The organism is Pedobacter sp. KBS0701 (assembly GCF_005938645.2).
Classification (GTDB): domain Bacteria; phylum Bacteroidota; class Bacteroidia; order Sphingobacteriales; family Sphingobacteriaceae; genus Pedobacter.
The window spans coordinates 278,622-298,556 of the sequence record NZ_CP042171.1; the positions used below are offsets into that span (position 1 = coordinate 278,622).

Annotated in this window: 7 protein-coding genes; 6 read left to right on the forward strand and 1 reads right to left on the reverse strand. The window is 41.9% G+C overall.

The genetic code is table 11. The annotated features are described in order from the left end of the window. The first annotated feature begins 128 nt into the window (after positions 1-128). The 6 genes from FFJ24_RS01000 to FFJ24_RS01025 all read left to right on the forward strand — a co-directional run bounded on the left by FFJ24_RS01000 (position 129) and on the right by FFJ24_RS01025 (position 18,392). Positions 129-4,292, forward strand: a complete 4,164-nt coding sequence (locus tag FFJ24_RS01000) for a hybrid sensor histidine kinase/response regulator transcription factor (protein WP_138820390.1) — start codon at positions 129-131, stop codon at positions 4,290-4,292. A gap of 193 nt (positions 4,293-4,485) precedes the next feature. After that, positions 4,486-6,456, forward strand: coding sequence for a sialate O-acetylesterase (locus tag FFJ24_RS01005; protein ID WP_138820391.1), 1,971 nt, complete (start codon positions 4,486-4,488; stop codon positions 6,454-6,456). A 668-nt stretch (positions 6,457-7,124) separates the two neighbouring features. Beyond that, positions 7,125-10,214, forward strand: a complete 3,090-nt coding sequence (locus FFJ24_RS01010; protein WP_210419441.1) for a TonB-dependent receptor — start codon at positions 7,125-7,127, stop codon at positions 10,212-10,214. Between the two features lie 12 nt (positions 10,215-10,226). Beyond that, positions 10,227-12,161, forward strand: a complete 1,935-nt coding sequence (locus FFJ24_RS01015; protein ID WP_138820392.1) for a RagB/SusD family nutrient uptake outer membrane protein — start codon at positions 10,227-10,229, stop codon at positions 12,159-12,161. Positions 12,162-12,433: 272 nt separating this feature from the next. Continuing rightward, a complete protein-coding gene (locus FFJ24_RS01020) occupies positions 12,434-15,346 on the forward strand; it encodes a glycosyl hydrolase 115 family protein (RefSeq protein WP_138820393.1) in 2,913 nt (970 codons plus the stop codon). Between the two features lie 64 nt (positions 15,347-15,410). Then, positions 15,411-18,392 carry a glycosyl hydrolase 115 family protein gene (locus FFJ24_RS01025; RefSeq protein WP_138820394.1) on the forward strand — a complete coding sequence of 994 codons (2,982 nt, stop codon included), beginning with the start codon at positions 15,411-15,413 and terminating at the stop codon, positions 18,390-18,392. Positions 18,393-18,641: 249 nt separating this feature from the next. Here the strand turns inward: FFJ24_RS01025 and FFJ24_RS01030 are convergent, their stop codons facing one another. After that, positions 18,642-19,811 (reverse strand): alpha/beta hydrolase-fold protein, encoded by a 1,170-nt coding sequence (locus tag FFJ24_RS01030; RefSeq protein WP_138820395.1) that lies wholly within the window; start codon positions 19,809-19,811, stop codon positions 18,642-18,644. Positions 19,812-19,935: the final 124 nt, after the last annotated feature.

Here is a 19,935-nt window from a genome sequence, read left to right on the forward strand (position 1 = left end):
TTACCACCATTAAACCAAATAGACCATGTATCCAAACAATTTTGAATCTTCCTCAGATTGTAGCTCATTTTGTGGCCAGCCGGCGCCTTTGAAGTTAAAATTTTATTAATACAGCAAAATATTAAGTGATGCTCAAAGGGTCTGCATATCTGTCGTTGGTTCTATTCATTTACGTGCTTTTTAGTGCTGTAAATGCTGTGGCACAACCGAAACCGCAACAGCCTGAATTGCGTTTCACCGCGCTCACCTCTAAAAATGGATTATCTTCTAATAATGTAACCGTAATTTTCAAAGACAGATATGGCTTGATGTGGTTTGGCACTGAAGACGGATTAAATAAATTTGATGGCACTAACTTCACAACCTACAAACGCCAGGCAAACGATTCTGCGAGTATACAGGCAAATGAGGTTAAGGCAATTTACGAAGATCGACGGGGAAATCTTTGGATTGGTACAAGCGGAGGTTCGCTTGCACTTTTTGATAGGAGAAAAAATGCGTTCATCAACTATCCTGCTTCAAATACCCCAACAGGATTCAGTCACAGCCTGATCAGATATATCACCAGTGATTATTTAGGTAAGATATGGGTGGCAACCTTTACCGGGCTTGATGTTTTTGATCCGGATACCAAAAAGGTTTCCAAGTTTCCAATAGCCGCCGGTCAGTTCGGTAAACTTCCGCCGGCAATGATCAACATCCTGATGGAAGACAGCAAACACAGGATGTGGGTAGGAACGGACGATGGATTATTTCTTTTTAACCGAAAAAAAACTTCTTTTACCAGAATAGGGTCTGCAGCAGATAAACCCGTGCACCTGGCAGGAACTATGGTGAAGTCTTTAGCTGAAGATGATAACGGAAATATCTGGATCGGCACCACTTCTGGACTGAGTATGCTCAAACCGGATGGTATGGGTTTTGAGAATTATAAGCATATTCCGGGTGATCCCAACTCACTCAGCAACAATATTGTTCAAAGCATCGCCTTATCAAAAAATGGTCAATTATGGCTCGGCACCGAAGATGGTCTTAATGTTTTTGATCTCCGTACCAAAAAAGTAATGGTATACCGGCCAAATCCCCGAAACCCTTACAGCCTGCGGGGAACCAGTGTAAAATATGTGTATATAGACAGACAGGGAATATATTGGCTGGGGTTATACCGTGAGGGCATTAATAAGTTTGATAGTAACCTCAACCTTTTCAATCTGATCCGAAGTAATATTTTCGATGTATATGGTTTAAATGCACCTGTGGTTACTGCATTTGCACATAAAGACAACACCAATATATATGTAGCTACTGAAGGGGGCGGATTGAGTATCTTCAACAGAAATACTGCCCTTTTTCATAAAGTAGACCTGAAAAAACTTGGTTTACAATCACCTGTACCCCTGATGTCGCTATTTGTCAGTTCAGCTAATAAACTTTATGTGGGTACCTTTGGCTATGGCCTGATTGTAATGGATTCAACTTTGACAAAAGCGACATCTTTTAGAAAAACAAACAACGATTCCGGCCTTAATTCAGATGAGATTTTTTGCACAACCCAGGATAAAAACGGCTTGATATGGGTGGGTACCAATGGAGGCGGGATCAATGTGATGGATTCAAATCACAAGGTAGTTTTTAGGTATACAAGCAAAGTTCAGTCACCCATAGACCGCAAACTGCCGCTTAATAATTACATCCGTTTTATTAAAGAAGACCGGTTCGCAAATATATGGGTTGGTTCTCATGGCTCAGGAGTGGCCATGATTAGTGCCAATAAGACCATTATCAAACATTATAACGAACTTAATTCCGGCCTCCAGGGTGATGTTACGCAGGCTTTTCTTGAGGATTCCAAGGGGCGGATCTGGATCGGAACGGCAGGTGGGGGCTTAAATTTGCTGGACCAAAAGTCAGGTAAATTTATAAATTTTAGTGAACGGAATGGCCTGGCTAATGCTGTTGTCGACGCCATCGTGGAAGATGACAACCATAATCTTTGGTTAAGTACCAATAAAGGGATTAGCCGTTTTGATCCTAAAATTCAAAAATTCAGCAACTATGGCATATACAATGGGGTTCAGAACAATAACTTTATCAGGGGAGCAGCCCTGAAGTGTAAAGACGGTGAAATATTCTTTGGTGGAGCAGAAGGGATGAATTATTTCAATCCTGCCGGATTCAGAAAAAATAAAAATGTTCCTTCAGTGCTTTTTACCGAGCTAAAGATTTCCAATAATTTAATTGAGGCGAGTGAAGACGGACCTATAACCGACCATATTTCTGTTGCAAAAAGAATTGATCTGGACTATAAGCAAAATTTTTCCCTGAGTTTTGTGAGTGTAAACTACACTGCGCCCGAACAAAACCGTTATAGTTATAAACTCGAAGGTTTTAATAAAGAATGGATTGATGCAGGTACGGCTAAAACCGTTTCCTATACCAATCTCGATCCCGGGGAATATGTTTTCCATGTGCGGGCGAGCAACAATGACGGTATCGGAAACACGGCAGAGTCTTCGATAAAAATAATTGTTCATCCACCGTGGTGGAGAACAATATATGCTTATGCTTTTTACCTGCTCGCTATTGCCGGTACTTTGCTTTACATTCGTCACCGGGGAATCAAAAACCTGGAGAGAAAGTTTGCGCTGGTTCAGGAGAAAACAAAAATTGAGCAGCAAATTTTGCAGGATAGAAAAGAGGCAGAGCGGCTGCATGAACTGGATTCATTAAAGATTAAATTTCTGACCAACCTTAGCCATGAGTTTCGTACGCCGCTTTCACTAATCCTGGGGCCGGTGGAGAAGCTACTTTCACAAGAGGAAGGAGATGGTAAAAATGCTTCTCTTAAAATAGTGAAGCGAAATGCCCGGCGCTTACTTAACCTGGTAAACCAAATCCTTGATTTTCGTAAAATTGAAGAAAATGAGCTCAAGATCAATAATGCGAAAGGTGAACTGGTTGCCTTTATAGCTGATGTAATAGAATCTTTCAATGATTTAAGCGAACGTAAATCCATAAGTCTTTCTTTTCAAACCCAGTTTGATAGCTATCCGACTGAATTTGACCACGACAAACTGGAACGCGTTTTATTTAACCTGCTTTCTAATGCCTTCAAATTTACCCCGTCAGGCGGTACTATTACCGTTGATTTGAAAAAAAATCAGCACAATGAGCAGAAAGAAGCTGTTTTAATAAGCGTTAGCGATACCGGGATTGGCATTAGCGAGGAAGAACAGCAAAAAGTATTTGAAAGATTTTTTCAGGCAGACACCGAAGTTTCTATTCTCAACCAGGGAAGTGGGATTGGACTCTCCATCATTAAAGAATTTGTCAAAATCCAGGGAGGTACTATTGATTTACAAAGCGAGGTTGGGAAAGGTACACGTTTCACGATCGCCCTGCCTTTGCCGCTACTGGACCATATTGAAAAGCTTAATCTGGATTTTTCCAGTCCGGAAATACCATTTGAAGCTCAGGAGGAGGCTTTAGAGAAATCACTGAGCGAAACAGATGCGGAAATCCATACCATCCTTCTGGTAGAAGATAACCAGGACCTCAGAGAATATCTTCGGGATAATTTGAAGTCCAATTATCGTATTGTGGAAGCAGCTGACGGTAAGGAGGGTTGGCAAAAAACATTGGCAAACCACCCGGAAATCATCGTAAGCGATATTAGTATGCCAAATATGACGGGTATTGAATTGTGCAAAAAAATAAAAGAAGATAAAAGGACAAAACATATTCCGGTTATTTTACTAACCGCGCTCACCGGCGAACAGGAACAATTAACGGGGCTCGAAATCGGGGCTAATGACTACCTCACCAAGCCATTTAATATTGATATCCTCAATGTTAAAATCAAAAACCTTTTAGTTCTCAACCGGACCCTTAAAAATACTTATACCAAACAGATCAAGATGGAGGCAGCAGAAATTTTAGTTGAATCCCACGGTGATAAGTTACTCAAGAATATTCTGAAGTATATTGAAGACAATATCAATAATTCACAATTATCTGTTGAGGATTTAAGTAAAAATGTAGGGATGAGCCGGGGCTCGCTTTATCACAAAGTGCTGGAATTAACAGGGCTTTCGCCTGTTGAATATATACGCTCGGTAAAACTCGATAAAGCAGCTGCCTTATTGGTTAAAAGTGATTTAAATATTTCTCAGATTGCCTATCTGGTAGGTTTTGCGACACCAAACTATTTTGCCAAATCATTTAAGTTAAAATTCGGAATGCAACCTTCAGAATATTTAAATCTGCACCGTAAGCCGGACAATTCTGCTTGAAGGTAAATCCCGGAACACATTATAGGGAAACTAAAGATTTCTTATACCTTACCGCATTTTATTGGGTATCGTTTCAGTCTTTTTAATTTGCTACATATCTATTGGTGGCTAATTGAACATTAATCGCAGCATTATATTCAAACGATAAGGTAAAGTTCAGCGCTGTTGGATAGTTTTGATAATTGATAAGAATATGAGAACAAAATTAATTTTATGCTGCTTCACCTGGCTACTGGTTTTCAGTTTTTCAGTTTCTGGCAAGGTTACCTTACCCCAGCTGGTATCCAGCCACATGGTGCTTCAGCGGGAAACTCCTCTGACAATATGGGGATGGGCAGCAGCAAAAGAAAAAATAACGATCAGTTTTAACGGAAAAACGTATAAGGCAACCACTGATGAACAAGGCTCATGGTCAGTAAAAATGAAAAAGATGAAAGCCGGCGGCCCTTTTAAGATGATTGTTAAGGGTGAGAATACGATTACGCTTGATGATATTATGCTGGGAGATGTATGGTTTTGTTCAGGGCAATCCAATATGGCCCTGCCAATGGAGCGGTTAAAAGAAGCTTATCCGCAGGTGATTGAAAAGGATCATTTTCCTTTGATCAGAAACTTTTTTGTTCCAACCAAATCAAACCTGTCTGGAGAATCGATCGATCTTCCTCCCGGCAAATGGGTTCCGGCTACTGGTGCAGGGATATTAAGTTTCGGAGGAACAAGTTATTTTTTCGCAAAAACACTCTTTCAAAAATATAACATTCCAATAGGCATCATCAATTCAAGCGTTGGAGGTACCCCGATTGAGGCCTGGATGAGTCGCGATGCATTTTTGACGAATCCCGGGCAGACGAAAAAAATAAACAATTTCAGAGATTCGGCATTTATGGCCAATTATCAAAAAAGGCTTAAAGAGAAGAACTTAGCAATGCCTACAACAGTTCCTGTAGTTGATGAAGGACTTTCAGGTCCGGTAAAGTGGATCGACCCGGATTTTAATGCCAGCGGCTGGCGAAAATTTTGGATGCCGGGCTACTGGGCTGATCAGGGGCTCCGAAACTTCAACGGGATATTTTATTTCAGAAAAGAATTACAAATCCCCGCAGAAATGAGCGGACAGCAGGCTAAGCTTTACCTTGGCCGCATCATCGATGCAGATTCCGTGTTCCTTAATGGTAAATTTATTGGCAACACTACCTATCAATATCCTCCACGCAGGTATGTTATTCCTGCCGGGCTGTTGAAAAGCGGAAAAAACATCCTGATCGTTAAAGTTGTGAGCAGCAGTGGTAAAGGCGGCTTTGTTCCAGATAAAAACTATTCCTTGCTCACTCCGGAAAAAAAGATAGACTTACGTGGGGAATGGAGTTTCGAAGTAGGTTATGCTCAGCCAAGGCAAAACCAGGGTTTCCGTGCCGGGGCAGAAATGCCATTAGTTGCGCAGAATGAACCAACCGGATTATTCAATACCATGGTTTCGCCCGCGGTACGGTTTGCAATAAAAGGTTTTCTCTGGTACCAGGGTGAATCGAATACCGGAGATCCGAAAGCATACGGACAATTGTTGCCGGCGCTTATAAAAGACTGGCGCAATAAATGGAAGCAGGGAGATTTACCGTTTATCTATGCACAGTTGCCTAATTTTATGGAAGCCAGCTATCTGCCCGAAGAAAGTAGCTGGGCAGAGTTCAGGCAAAGCCAGCTGCAGGCGCTTTCAGTACCAAACACAGGAATGGCTGTGGCCATTGATGCTGGCGAATGGAATGATATTCATCCGCTGGATAAAAAAGACGTCGGTGAACGTTTGGCACTATGGGCCGCACATTTAGCTTACCATGACCAGGAGATTATTTATTCGGGACCTATTTATAAATCAAATCATCCAAAAGGATCTGAACTGACTATAAACTTTGACCATGTAGAACCTGGGTTGATGATTAAAGGATCAGATAAACTGACCGGTTTCGCACTTGCAGGTGAGGATAAGGTTTTCTATTGGGGCCAGGCCAGGATAGTGGGAGATGCTGTTGTGCTCTCAAGTCCTTTGGTTGTAAAACCGGCCTTTGTCCGTTATGCATGGGCAGATAATCCCGATCGGGCTAATTTATACAACAAGGCAAATTTACCGGCTTCCCCTTTTGAAGCAGAAGTTGATCATTCGAGATAATCAAATGTGTACCTGAAAACTTATGCATCGAAACCTTGGACAAGCTTGCCTTTGATTGTAAATTACTGCTCTTTTAGCCATAAAAGAACAGTAAAATTAGAGACTTCTCCCTATTTTTTTGTTTAACTGGATCTACAATATGGACAGCTTGTGTTAAATAAAATAAAAAAAATTCAACCGATTGCATAAATTGAAATTATGGCTCTTTTTTACATATTTACTACCTCTTAATAAGTAATTTCACAGGTCTTATTTGCAAAAATTTGGCGAAGTATAACTGTTCTTGTAATATCGGTTTTTTCATTCGAATGGCTTTTGATTGGTATTTAAAGGCCTTTTTTTGTTTGCTTTTTAAATTTTAAGCTCAGTAATTTTTTATTTTTTACCGCACGGTTGGTCACTTAATTGCCTTGTTTTTTAGGCTGGGTTTTCCTGTCTCCGAAGAGCAACCTAAACATTCTGATTTGAACATTTATACTACTAATATGCACAATTAAATCAGGAGGCGTTTATCAATGTAAATACCTTTATCACAACAATAATGAATTGGATTTGAAATTTACAGTCAGTTTTTTATAGCTTGTGATTTAACTATTCGCTGGCTGATTTTTCAATTAACACTGTAAGTTTTTTTCTATTCATTTTTAACCATTTATAAACCATTTTATATGAGAAGTGAAATTTTACAAACTTATGTAACATCGCGCTTGAAATTTTTCAGGTGCTTACCCAAAGTTATGCTGCTAACGGCGTTGGTATTTTCAGCGTTTATTGCACAGGCACAAACTGTGGTAAAAGGTAAAGTTGTTGATGAACAAGGTAAGGCAATGCCTGGAGTGGGTGTCCTTTTAAAAGGAACCAATACCAGTACCTCATCCCAGGATAATGGAAGTTTTTCTATTACCACGACTGGGGCAAACCCGGTTTTAGTATTCTCTTACGTTGGTTATACCAGCAAAGAGATTCCGGTGAAAGATCAAAGCACGATAAATGTTACCCTTCAACCAAGCGCAGCAGAGCTTGCTCAGGTTGTGGTTGTAGGTTATGGTACTCAACGTAAAGAAGCTGTAACAGGTTCTGTGGCGTCAATTGCCGGAGAAAAAATTCGTGAAGTACCGGCACCTAACATCGCGCAGGCTATTCAGGGCAGGTTAGCGGGGGTTAACATTTCGCAGACTTCAACGAAACCAGGTGCAACCATGCAAATCCTCATCCGCGGTCAGCGTTCACTTTCGGCGAGTAACGAGCCGCTTGTGGTATTGGATGGAATTCCATTTCCCGGCTCTATTGGCGATATCAATCCTAACGATATTAAAAGTATTGATATCTTAAAAGATGCTTCTGCAACTGCTATTTATGGTTCAAGGGGTGCCAATGGCGTAATCCTATTGACCACCAACAGGGGCCAGGTTGGAGCGCCCGCTAAAGTTTCATACAATACCTATACAGGTTTGCAAACCTTGTTTGCAAAATACCCGATGATGGACGGACCGGAATTAGTTGCGCTGAGAAAAGCATCAGGAAAATTCACCACCCTTGGTGTAGATGAAGCCAATGATGTAAATACCGACTGGCAAGACTTGTTTTATAACAAAAGTGCTATTATGACCAGTCATGATTTGGGTGTAACTGGAGGTTCAGCAACCAGTAACTATAGTTTTGGTGGTGGTTATTACAAAAACCAGAGTTTAATTCCTACTCAGCAGTATACGAGGTATTCGATGAAAGCGTCTCTTGATCAGCAAATAGGAAAGCTTTTCCGCCTTGGATTTACGACAAATAACAATTACAATATTAGTGAAGGCAATCAGGTTGGAATTTACGGCAACCTGGCTAATACCCCTATTTCAAATCCTTATAATACTGATGGAAGTTTAAAAAGGACTGTCAGAAGTCCGCAGGATGAAGCCTATGTTTTTACCAATGGAATTGTTAAGAATTTACGTGACCAGTGGTTGAATGATACCCGTGGTTTTGCCACCTACAATTCATTTTATGGAGAGGTGAAAATTCCCGGAGTTGAAGGATTAAAATACCGTGCAAATCTTGGTCTGGATTTTATCCAAAGTAACAATGGTAACTTCACTGGTGTTGGAGTGGGCAGTACCACAGCCACTACGCCTTCAACAGCAGGGGTAAGTAATTCACAAACCTATCACTGGACGCTTGAGAATTTAATTACCTATGACCGCAGTTTTGGAAAACACAGTTTCAATGCTGTTGCTTTATATTCAGCAGAACAAAATAAATTCAATTCTTCTTCTATGACTGCCAGAGATATTCCTTCTGATGCCTTCCAGTTTTATAATCTTGGACAGGCAAATGGAGAGTTAACGATTGGCAATGGACAATATAGCCTTACAGGTCTTGTTTCCTACATGGGAAGGATTATGTATTCTTATGATAACAGGTTCTTATTGAGTGCAACACTTCGCTCGGATGGATCCTCGCGTTTGGCGCCAGGATATAAATGGCATACCTATCCAGCCGTTTCTGTGGGATGGAATATGATGAATGAATCTTTCATGAAAGGTATAACGGCCATCGATAAATTAAAAATCCGTGTAGGTTACGGTCAGACTTCCAATCAGGCGGTTAATCCATATCAAACACTTGGTTTGTTAAGTCCCCGTCCATATAATTTTGGTAACAACGCCTACTCAACCGGTTATTATTTATCTCAGCTTCCAAGCCCGGGTTTGGGATGGGAATACTCTGAAACCTGGAATTATGGCTTAGATTTTTCAATTTTGAAAAACCGGATTTCAGGTACTTTTGAATATTATGATACCAAAACCAAAGATATCTTACTTAATCTTGGACTACCTTCTACAGCGGGAGTAGGCGGCTATACTGCTAATATTGGCCAAACCCAGAATAAAGGATGGGAATTAAGTCTTAATGGTGTGATTCTTGAAAATCAGGGTGGCTGGACCTGGGATTTAGGATTCAATATTTCTGCAAACAGAAACAAACTTACGGCATTAGCTTCCGGACAAACACGTGATGAAGGAAATGCATGGTTTGTGGGCCATAATATTAATGCGATATATGACTACGAAAAAGTTGGATTGTGGCAGGCAGGAGACCCATATTTAAATGTGTTGGAACCAGGCGGTAATGTGGGTATGATCAAAGTTAAATATACCGGAGACTACGATGCAAATGGCGTTCCGACCAGGCCTATCGGAGCTGCAGACAGGCAAATTATTGATATTGATCCTAAATTTACCGGTGGATTCAATACCAGGGTTGCTTACAAAGGATTTGATCTGAATGTTGTTGGTCTTTTCAAAAGCGGCGGAACTTTAGTAAGTACATTATATAGTTCGGCGGGTTACCTTAATTTGTTAACAGGTCGTAGAAATAATGTTAAGGTAGATTACTGGACACCTGAAAATACAGGAGCAAAGTATCCTAAACCAGGTGGTATTGCCAGCGGTGATAACCCTAAGTACGGAAGCACACTGGGCTTTTTTGACGCTTCATTCCTGAAAATAAGGACCATATCGCTTGGTTATGATTTTAACAGGGATTTAATTAAAAATTCCAATGTAAAGCTCCGCATGTATGTAACGGTGCAAAATCCGTTTGTCATGTTCTCACCTTACCATGACGAGTCAGGTATGGATCCGGAAACCAATTCATTTGGTGATGAAAACCAGGCGGTAAGCTCTTACCAGAGACGAATCTTAACTATTGGAACAAACACACCTTCGACGCGGAATTATGTTGCAGGTCTAAACTTAACATTTTAACATCATTTGAATATGAAAAATATACAAATAAAAGCCATTCTGGGTATTTGGTTACTGATGGTCATCTCTTCAGGCTGTTCTAAAATCCTGGATGAAGAACCGAGGAGCATCTTTACACCTGACTATTTAAAGACCGCGACAGGGGTAAACGGAGCATTAACCGGCATGTATGCACATTTACGAAACATGTATGGTCAGTCGTATTTCTATAATTCTTTGATCACCGGTACCGATGAAGCCACCTGGGGCAAAGACGCTGATGGAAACTTCAAAGACATGGACTGCTCTGGAGTAGGTTCAATTTTATCGACTAGTTATCCGAGCAGTGTATTGTGGAGCGAAGCATTTCCGAACATTAACAATGCCAGTGGCATCATCGAAAATGCTGCTGCTGCCGGTGTTTCAAATTCGCTGGTGGCTGAAGCAAGATTTTTCCGTGCTTTTGATTATTTTCTTTTGGTACAGACTTTCGGCGGTGTTCCGCTTGATTTAGGCGCCGGGGAATTGAAATTCAATACCAGTCCATCAAGAACTTCTGTAAGAAATACAGTGCCTGCGGTTTATACAAAGGCAGTTTTTCCGGATCTTATTAAAGCAATAGCCGACCTTCCTGCAACAGGAAGAGTTACCGGCGGAGTAACCAAAGTAGTTGCGCAGCTATTTTTATCAAAAGCCTATTTAACGTATGGCTGGTGGTTACAAAATCCTAACAATATTCCAACTTATCCGGCGTCTGCAAGAACCGATCCGGACGGGCACGATGCGAACTGGTATTTCCAGCAGGCTTACGATGTTGCAACTGCTGCCATTGAAAACCCAGGTGCATTTGGACTAATGGATACCTATTATGATGTGAATTGGGCGGTGAATGACCGTAATAAAGAAATGTTATTGTATGCTGATCATACGCAGACAAGCGAGAAATTTAATGGTGGAAGTTTGACAAATGGAAGTGGTGGTGCACCTGATAATTTCGCTGGCTGGATGATGACCTGGAACTATACGAATATCCGTAGTGGAGGCATCAGTTCCGTTCAGCGAGAAGCCGAGCAGCATTTAGGTCGTCCGTGGAACCGTATGGCGCCAACAGTTGAAGTATTAAAAAATACTTTTGCCGATAAAACATTGGATTCGAGATATGACGGTACTTTCACCACGGTTTACAGAGGTAACTGGCCTAAAGGCTACAATCCACCATCAAGTGCGCCGGCATCATTGGTGAATGCAAACGGGCTATCTGTAGTTCCCGGAGATGCAGTATTGACCTTTTTAAATACAGATGACCCTGCAATTGCTTACCCAACGGACGCTGGAATCAGTGGTATAGGAGCAGGTATTCTACCTGGAAGAGCTGATTATGTGGTGGCTCCGGGAGGAATCAGCAGAATCGTTTATCCCGGACTTTGGAAACTAGGTCCTTACCGCACTGACAATGGTACAGGACTTGGACAGCCAAATGCGGGTAGCACACGCCCGTTCCCGGTAGCTAAATTTTCTGAGCTTTACTTCGTTGCAGCAGAAGCAGCCGTAAAAGGAGCGACAACTAAAGCTGGTAAAAGTGCACGCGAATTAATTAATGTAATTCGTGCAAGAGCTGGTAAATGGCGTTTTGATAACAATGGAAATGTTGTTAAAGTTCAAGATAACAGTGCAGCGATGGTTGCGGCTACTCCGGCTACCATAGATATTAATTATATTTTAGCAGAACGCTCAAGAGAATATTATGCTGAAGGTTACCGCAGGTATGACCTGATCAGGACTCAAAAATGGGCTGAGCTTTCTTCTACCTATACTATTGCAGGAGTCAACTATGGCGATCACACGCCACAGACAGTAACCCGTACCATCACACCAGCATTATATCTACGCCCGATCCCTCAGGCACAAATAGATGGCATGCAGATGAGTGCAGATGAAAAAAAGGCTTACCAGAATCCTGGTTATTAAAAAATATTTTGGTTTAGTTAGTTGGGCGGCGTCAATTGATGCCGCTCATTCTTTTTTATAAAAGCCTGGCTTTTCTGGCAGCCAAAAGATTTTTGGGTAAATGAAATCATCGTAATTTGATTCCTGTTCTTAACTCATCTTTTCATTTTAGCATTCTAACCTACAGGGTTGCGCTATCCGGAAATAAAAAATCCCAATAACGGGCATTGCTTCAATATCTATAATACCTCTCCGAAACAAATAGCTATACATCAAAACCTAATTATTCCCTAATGCAAGTTAATTCTTTAAAAAAAAGCCAGATTTTCTTTGCGCTCCTTATCCTTTTCACTTTTTGGATTGATTACACTAAAGCGCAGACAAGTTTGGGTTTGGAAAAACAATTTATTCATGATACCAGAAGTAATAAAGAAGATGTTGCACTGATAGAAAAAGGAAGAGCGGCGGATATTTTTTATGATACGAATGATTATAAAGGCGTTATAAGGGCAATTGGCGATTTAGGTCATGACTTTTTCAGTGTGTCGGGTATAAAGCCTGAATTGAAAAGCGTTGAGCCTTCGGAGAAAGATGTTATTCTCATCGGAACCCTGGGTAAAAACAAACTTATCGATCAGCTCATCAACACAGGAAAGCTGAGTAAATCCACCATTTCCGGCAAGTGGGAGAGTTTTATCATATCAACAGTTAAAAAACCGTTTCCTGGCGTTGATCAGGCCCTGGTTATTGCAGGGAGCGATAAACGCGGAACCATATATGGTATCTATGAATTGTCTGAACAGTTAGGCGTATCTCCATGGTACTGGTGGGCTGATGTGCCACCAAAAACCCGTAAAAGTGCTTATGCTGTTTCCGGAAGTTACAGCTCAGGTGAACCGGCAGTGAAATACCGCGGAATATTTATTAATGATGAAGCCCCTGCAATGACAGGATGGGCCAAAGAAAAGTTTGGTGGGATGAACAGTAAGATGTACACCCGTATGTTTGAGTTGCTGCTCCGCCTGAGGGGCAATTACCTTTGGCCAGCCATGTGGGGTAATGCATTTAATGAAGATGATTCCGAAAATCCACGTCTCGCTGATGAATATGGCATTGTAATGGGCACTTCTCATCATGAACCAATGATCCGAGCGCAACAGGAATGGAAAAAGCACGGGGTTGGCGCCTGGAATTATGCCACAAACCCTCAGGGCTTAAATGCTTTCTGGCAAGAAGGGATTAAAAGAAATAAAAACTATGAAAGCCTGGTCACCATGGGGATGCGGGGAGATGGAGATGAACCAATGGTTGAAGGAGGTGATATGGCATCCAATGTTAAACTGCTGGAAAATATCATAACCGAGCAGCGCAAAATTCTTTCTGAAAATATGGAAAAGTCCGTAGAAAAGATACCACAGCTCTGGGCTTTATACAAAGAAGTAAAAGATTATTACGATTTCGGAATGAAAGTTCCGGATGACATTACCCTGTTGTGGGCTGATGATAACTGGGGTAACTTAAGGCATTTGCCCACGGCCCGGGAGCGCAGTCGGACCGGGGGATCCGGAATATATTATCATTTTGATTATGTTGGTGCGCCCAGAAATTATAAATGGCTTAATACCACCTCCCTGCCAAAAGTTTGGGAGCAGATGAATTTGGCCTACAATTATGGCGCCGACCGTATTTGGGTAGTCAATGTGGGTGATCTGAAACCAATGGAGATTCCGATAGAGTTCTTTTTACGGATGGCATGGAACCCCAAAGCGATGAGCCGGGAAAAGCTGTCAGGTTTTCTGCTGCACTGGGCAACACGTGAATTTGGATCTGACCAGGCGAAAGAAATTGCAGGTTTGGTGCGCTTGTACTCTAAATATACAACCAGGCGCAAACCTGAGCTGCTGGGGCCAGAAACTTTTAGTCTGGTAAACTTCAGTGAAGCGCAGCGCGTGGCCATGGAATGGAGCGCATTAAGCGACAGGGCAGAGCAGGTGAATAATAAGTTGCCACAGCAATACAAAGATGCGTTCTATCAATTGGTGAGTTATCCAATCCAGGCGATGAAAGCGGTGACGGATTTATATATTGCTGTGGGAAAAAACAGGCTGTATTTTAAGCAGGGAAGGGCTGCCACAAACCTTCAGCGTAACCTTGCTCTCGATCTTTTTAAACAGGATCAGCAGCTTAGTGATGAATATAATCTTAAAATGGCAGGGGGTAAGTGGAATCACATGATGGATCAGGTCAGGATTGGTTATACGAGCTGGAATGATCCAAAGAAAAATATCATGCCCAAAACAGAAGAAATCGAGGTGCCTTCAAAATCAGGCTTCGGGGTAGCTGTTGATGGTTCATCCGCTAGCTGGCCATCAAATGCTCCGGCGCCTACGCTTCCGCGATTCGAATCTTTAAATAAATTTCAGTCCTACTTTGAAGTTTTTGCAAAAGGATCCGCTCCAGTCAATTTCGAGCTGAAATCCGATAACTGGATTCGTTTGAAAAAGGAAAGTGTTCCCGGAACAAATGACTACAGGGTACTGGTGGATATTGACTGGGCGAAACTCAGCGGTGGAAAGCATCAGGGTAAAATCCAAGTATCAGACGACTCGACCCTGGTGGTAATTAAAGTTGAGGCCTGCAAGGCAACACCTAAGCAATTGGCTGAAGCAAAAGGAAGCTTTGCAAGTTTAGGTGCACCAATTGCATTTGAGGCTTTTGAGGCAAGTAAAAAGGTAAGCAGAAATGGTGTAAGCTGGGAAGCTATACCCGGTTATGGAAGAGGAGATGCAGGGATGTCGATTTTTCCTGTCACTTCAGCTTCGTTGGGTAAGCCTGGTAACCCAACATTAGCATATCCTGTTTTCTTTTCTGAAAGCGGGGAGGTTAAAATTGATCTTGTGGTGGGGCCAACTGTAAATTTCTCCCCGGAAGGATTAAGGGTAGGGATTTCGGTAGATGGTGCGGCCCCTCAAATCCTGACCATTATAGCCAAACCCAGCGCCTCGGGGTCTGATGCAAGTTGGGCAAATGCGGTCAGGGATAATGCAAGAACACTTACATCTTCACATTTCTTTAAAGTTCCTGGCAGGCATACCGTAAAAATATGGATGGTTGATCCGGCAGTAGTGCTGGAAAAAATAATAATATACAAGGGTAAACTTCCAGCTAGTTATTTGGGCCCGCAAGAAAATAAGCTTGTTCAATAGCAAGTACAACCATGCAATTATATCAGTTAAACATTTGTATCAATCTTTTAATGAATTGAGAAATATGAAACTTAAATTCCTGAGCCTATTCACTTTTACTTTATTTCTACTCCAGCATACACTGGCCCGGCAGCTCACGGCGCCCCCTTTGGCGGGTCTGCCTCAATATATTACTACGGTTGCAGCAAAAAAATCTTTTAAAATCGCAGCCAACAAAGTAACGGCCAGAATATATGTGGATCCTCAGGACTGGGAAGGCGTAATTAGGGGGGCAAATGATCTCTCTGCAGATATTGACCGGGTAACAGGCCTAAAGGCTGCTGTTTATTCACAGGTAAATCCAGTAATAAAAAGCATCCTTATTGGCACGATTGGAAAAAGTAGAATCATAGATAAATTAATTGCACAGAAAAAGCTTAATGTATCAGCCGTAAAAGGGAAGTGGGAGTCTTTTGTCATTCAGACCATTGGTGGTGATCTCGTCATTGCAGGCAGCGATAAAAGAGGTACACTGTACGGAATTTACGATATTTCTGAGAAGATTGGAGTTTCTCCATGGTATTGGTGGGCAGACGTACCGGTAAAAAAGAGTTCTGCACTTTTTCTGAAAGCTGGACGATATGTTCAGCAATCGCCAAAAGTCAAGTATAGAGGGATTTTTATAAATGATGAATGGCCTTCAATGGGTGGGTGGACAAGCACCAAATTTGGGGGATTTAATAGCAAAATGTATGAAAACATGTTTGAACTCCTGCTTCGCCTGAAAGCAAACTATCTCTGGCCGGCGATGTGGAGTGCTGCCTTTCATTCCGATGATCCTGATAATTTTATTCTTGCCGATAAGATGGGAATTGTTATTGGAACATCTCATCATGAACCTATGGCCCGCCCACATCAGGAATGGGTCAAAAACAAAAGCAAATATGGCAATGGAGAATGGAATTTTGAAACCAATAAAGCAGGTATTGAGCAGTTTTTTGAAGAAGGCATTGAGCGCATCAAAACCAAGGAAGAAATCATCACCATTGGAATGCGGGGTGATGGTGATGTCGCCATGGGTAGTGGTGATGACCAGGCTAATATCAAAACGCTAAGACATGTGGTATCTGCCCAGCGGAATATAATTGGACAGGTGTATGGTAAGAACCCTGCTGAAGTACCTCAATTATGGGCTGTTTTTACTGAGGTGCAGCGCTATTATGATGCAGGTTTAAATGTTCCTGAAGATGTGATTCTGCTTTTATGTGACAATAACTGGGGGTATATCCGTAGAACCGGACCGGAGCAGGAAAAAAAACGGAGTGGCGGACTTGGGCTGTATTATCATATTGATATGAATGGGGGACCCTGGAACGACCGGTGGGTAAATACCACAACAATTCCCAAATTAAGAGAGCAGTTTAATCTGGCCTACCAAACCGGAATCGACAAGCTATGGGTGGTAAATGTAGGGGACTTAAAACCAAAAGAATTGCCAATCGATTTTATTATGCGCTATGCATGGAATCCAGAGGCGCTGCCAGCGGATAAAGTGATGGATTATACAACCAGCTGGGCTGCTCAGAATTTTGGCCCCAGCTATGCTACAGAGATTGGAGGTATTGTATCAGACTATTCTAAATATAATTTATACCGTAAGCCCGAAGTTCAGTCTACAAAAATATTTAGTGTCGTAAATTATCATGAGGCAGATTTGGAGGTGAAGAAATGGAGGGCTTTAACAAGAAAAGCAGAAGAATTGGCTTTGAAAATTTCTCCCCAATATCAGGATGCCTATGATCAGCTTGTGCGCTATCCCACTAAAGCATCGGCAGGGGTGGCAGAGATTTACCTGGCTGCTGCTAAAAATAATTTATATGCAAAACAGGGAAGAGTAACGGCCAATGATTATGCACTCCGGGTTCGCGAACTTTTTGCCCTCGACAGTCTTCTGAGTGAAAATTATAATAAGCGCATTTCAAAAGGTAAATGGGATAAGATGATGTCAGATAAACATATAGGTTATTCGATGTGGTCGATGCCAAAGGAAAATAAGTATCCTGAGCTGGTCATGGTGAAACCGCTCAGTAAGGCTTCCATGGGGATTGCAATTGAAGGTTGTGAAAACGCCTGGCCTGGGAATGAAAGGGCAGTCTTGCCTGTTTTCGATCGCCTGCTTAAGCAATCCTATTATATTGATATTTTCAATAAAGGAACAGGGGTTTTCAGTTTTACAGCAACCCCTGACATGGACTGGATTAAACTCAGCGAGACTAAAGGATCTGTAGCGACTGAAAGACGAATTCAAGTTGAACTTGACTGGGATAGCATGAGCATCGGAACAGCCAAAGGGAAAATAACCATTAAGTCCGGTCAGGATTCCGTTACCGTCGGTGTTGAAGCGATCAATGCCAGGTTGCCTGTTATAACAGAACCTTATTTCGGAAACTTTAGTGGCTCAGAGTTTTCAATACCTGCCCCTCTGTTCAATCGCAACGTTCCGGGCAGTAAGGCTAGGTGGGTCCTTTTACCAGACCTTGGGCGTGCTGAGGGAAATATGGGTATCTATCCGGTTACTGCTCCAAGCGTGAAAGCGTCTGAAGCACCATACCTGGAATACAAAGTGTTCATCAACAATACCGGCAAAGTCAGGATATGTCTGGGCATACTGCCTACACAGGATATCAATCCTGCCAGGGGCCTGCGCATCGCAGCTGGACTAAATGATCAGCAGGCTATTGTTCTTGATGCAAGAAAAGGTTTTGCAGATACTTTTAGTGAATATACGCCTGAGAATTTATCCAGATCGAAAACGCTGAAAGCCATTCAGCCTGCAAATCCTGGTATCAAATTAATTTCCAATGGCCCGCGAAGAAATGAAATTTTTGATAATTTAAGGTGGTTGGATTTCGAACTTAATGTGGAGCGGGCAGGCCTCCAAAATCTTCGTATTTACATGGTGGACCCGGAAATTGTATTAGAGCAGATTGTTGTTAATCCTGACAACAGGTTTCCAAGTTATTTTGGAGCACCTGTTATGCAGCATATCCCGAAAAAAAAGAAATAGATTAAGGAATATAAACCTCAATAAACCTAATATCAATATATCCACAGGAGGATAGTCAAGCATTAATTTACTTAATAAGTAGTGCAAAAAACAGCGTACACTGATCTTCCGTATTTGTCATTGTGTTCATAACCTGGCAATGGGAGATCATCAGTACGGCTTATCTGGCTGGATTTACCTGTGTTTGAAAGGAATTGTCGCACAGCCCTGCAAAACATAATTTCTGGCTTTCAAAAAGACCAGCATAACCTATCTAAATAACAATGGCGCAAAATTTTGCAGGCTGCGCCTCCAGGTAAGCCATTCATGAGCTGTTTTTGGAGATTCGTAATAAGTGTACCTGATTCCCTGCTGGTCCAACATGGCCCTGAACGCCCCTACAGATTTAGGGAAAGGGGCAGGTTCTTTGGTGCCTAGTCCCAGCCATAATAACTTGAGTCTCTTGTTCACCTCAGTTCCACTCTTAAACTTTCCTTCCATAAATACATCCGGATCGATTACATCTGAACTGGGATAATTTGAGGTGCCGCTGAAACCGCCATAATAAGCGAACTTATCCAGGTTTTTCATCACGATGCGCATCGTTTGATTTGCACCCATTGAAAGCCCCGCAATAGCCCGGTGTTCGCGGTCGGCCAGGGTGCGGAAGCGTTTATCGATCATTGGAATCACTTCTTCAATCAGTACATCTTCAAAAATCGAAATCCCCTGTCCTTTTCCCGGTGTCTCAGTTGCTTCTGGTTTAAGTGCGTAACCATTGTCTGTAACAATGATCATCGGTTTTGCCTTATTTTGCGCAATTAAATTATCCAGGATTAAATTCGCTTTTCCCTGATTAACCCAGCCCGTTTCATCTTCGAAGCTTCCGTGTTGAAGATAAAGCACGGGGAAACGGGAATTTTTATCCTCGTAATAACTTGCCGGTGTATAGATGAAACATCTTCTCCAGGTTTGAGTTAAATTAGAATAGTAAATATTTTCACTAACCAGGCCATGGGGCACCTTTTGCAACGCATAAAATGCTTCATCATAAGCCGGAACTTCGATGCCACTGCCCAGCCTCCCTGCACCGTAGAAATAACGGCTGTTTGGATCCGGAATTGAGGCACCATCCACGTTGAGCTGGTAATAATGAAAACCTTCGTCCTGTGGTTCGGATTCGCCTGTCCAGAGGCCTTCCTCGCTTTTTATCATCTCGTATTTTTTCCCAGCCAGATCCAGCTGGACTTTAGCCGCCTGAGGTGCATATAGGCTTACCCTAACTTTGCCTTCATCGTTTACCTGGGGGAATAATTTGCCGGGCTGATTGCTTTCAGCCGGTCTGAATACTTTTAAATCAGACTTCATTTCAGTCTGGGCTAAACAAACCTGGCTAAATAAACAGCCGGCAAAGAGGATAATAATATTTTTAGCTTTCATGTTTAATAATTTGCGCCTGTTTAAAAATTAAATAAAATTCATTTCGTATGTCAGTCTGAGCATAGTCTAAGGCCATTTCAACCTATCAATAAAGCAATCGACTACCCCACCACAATTGACAGAT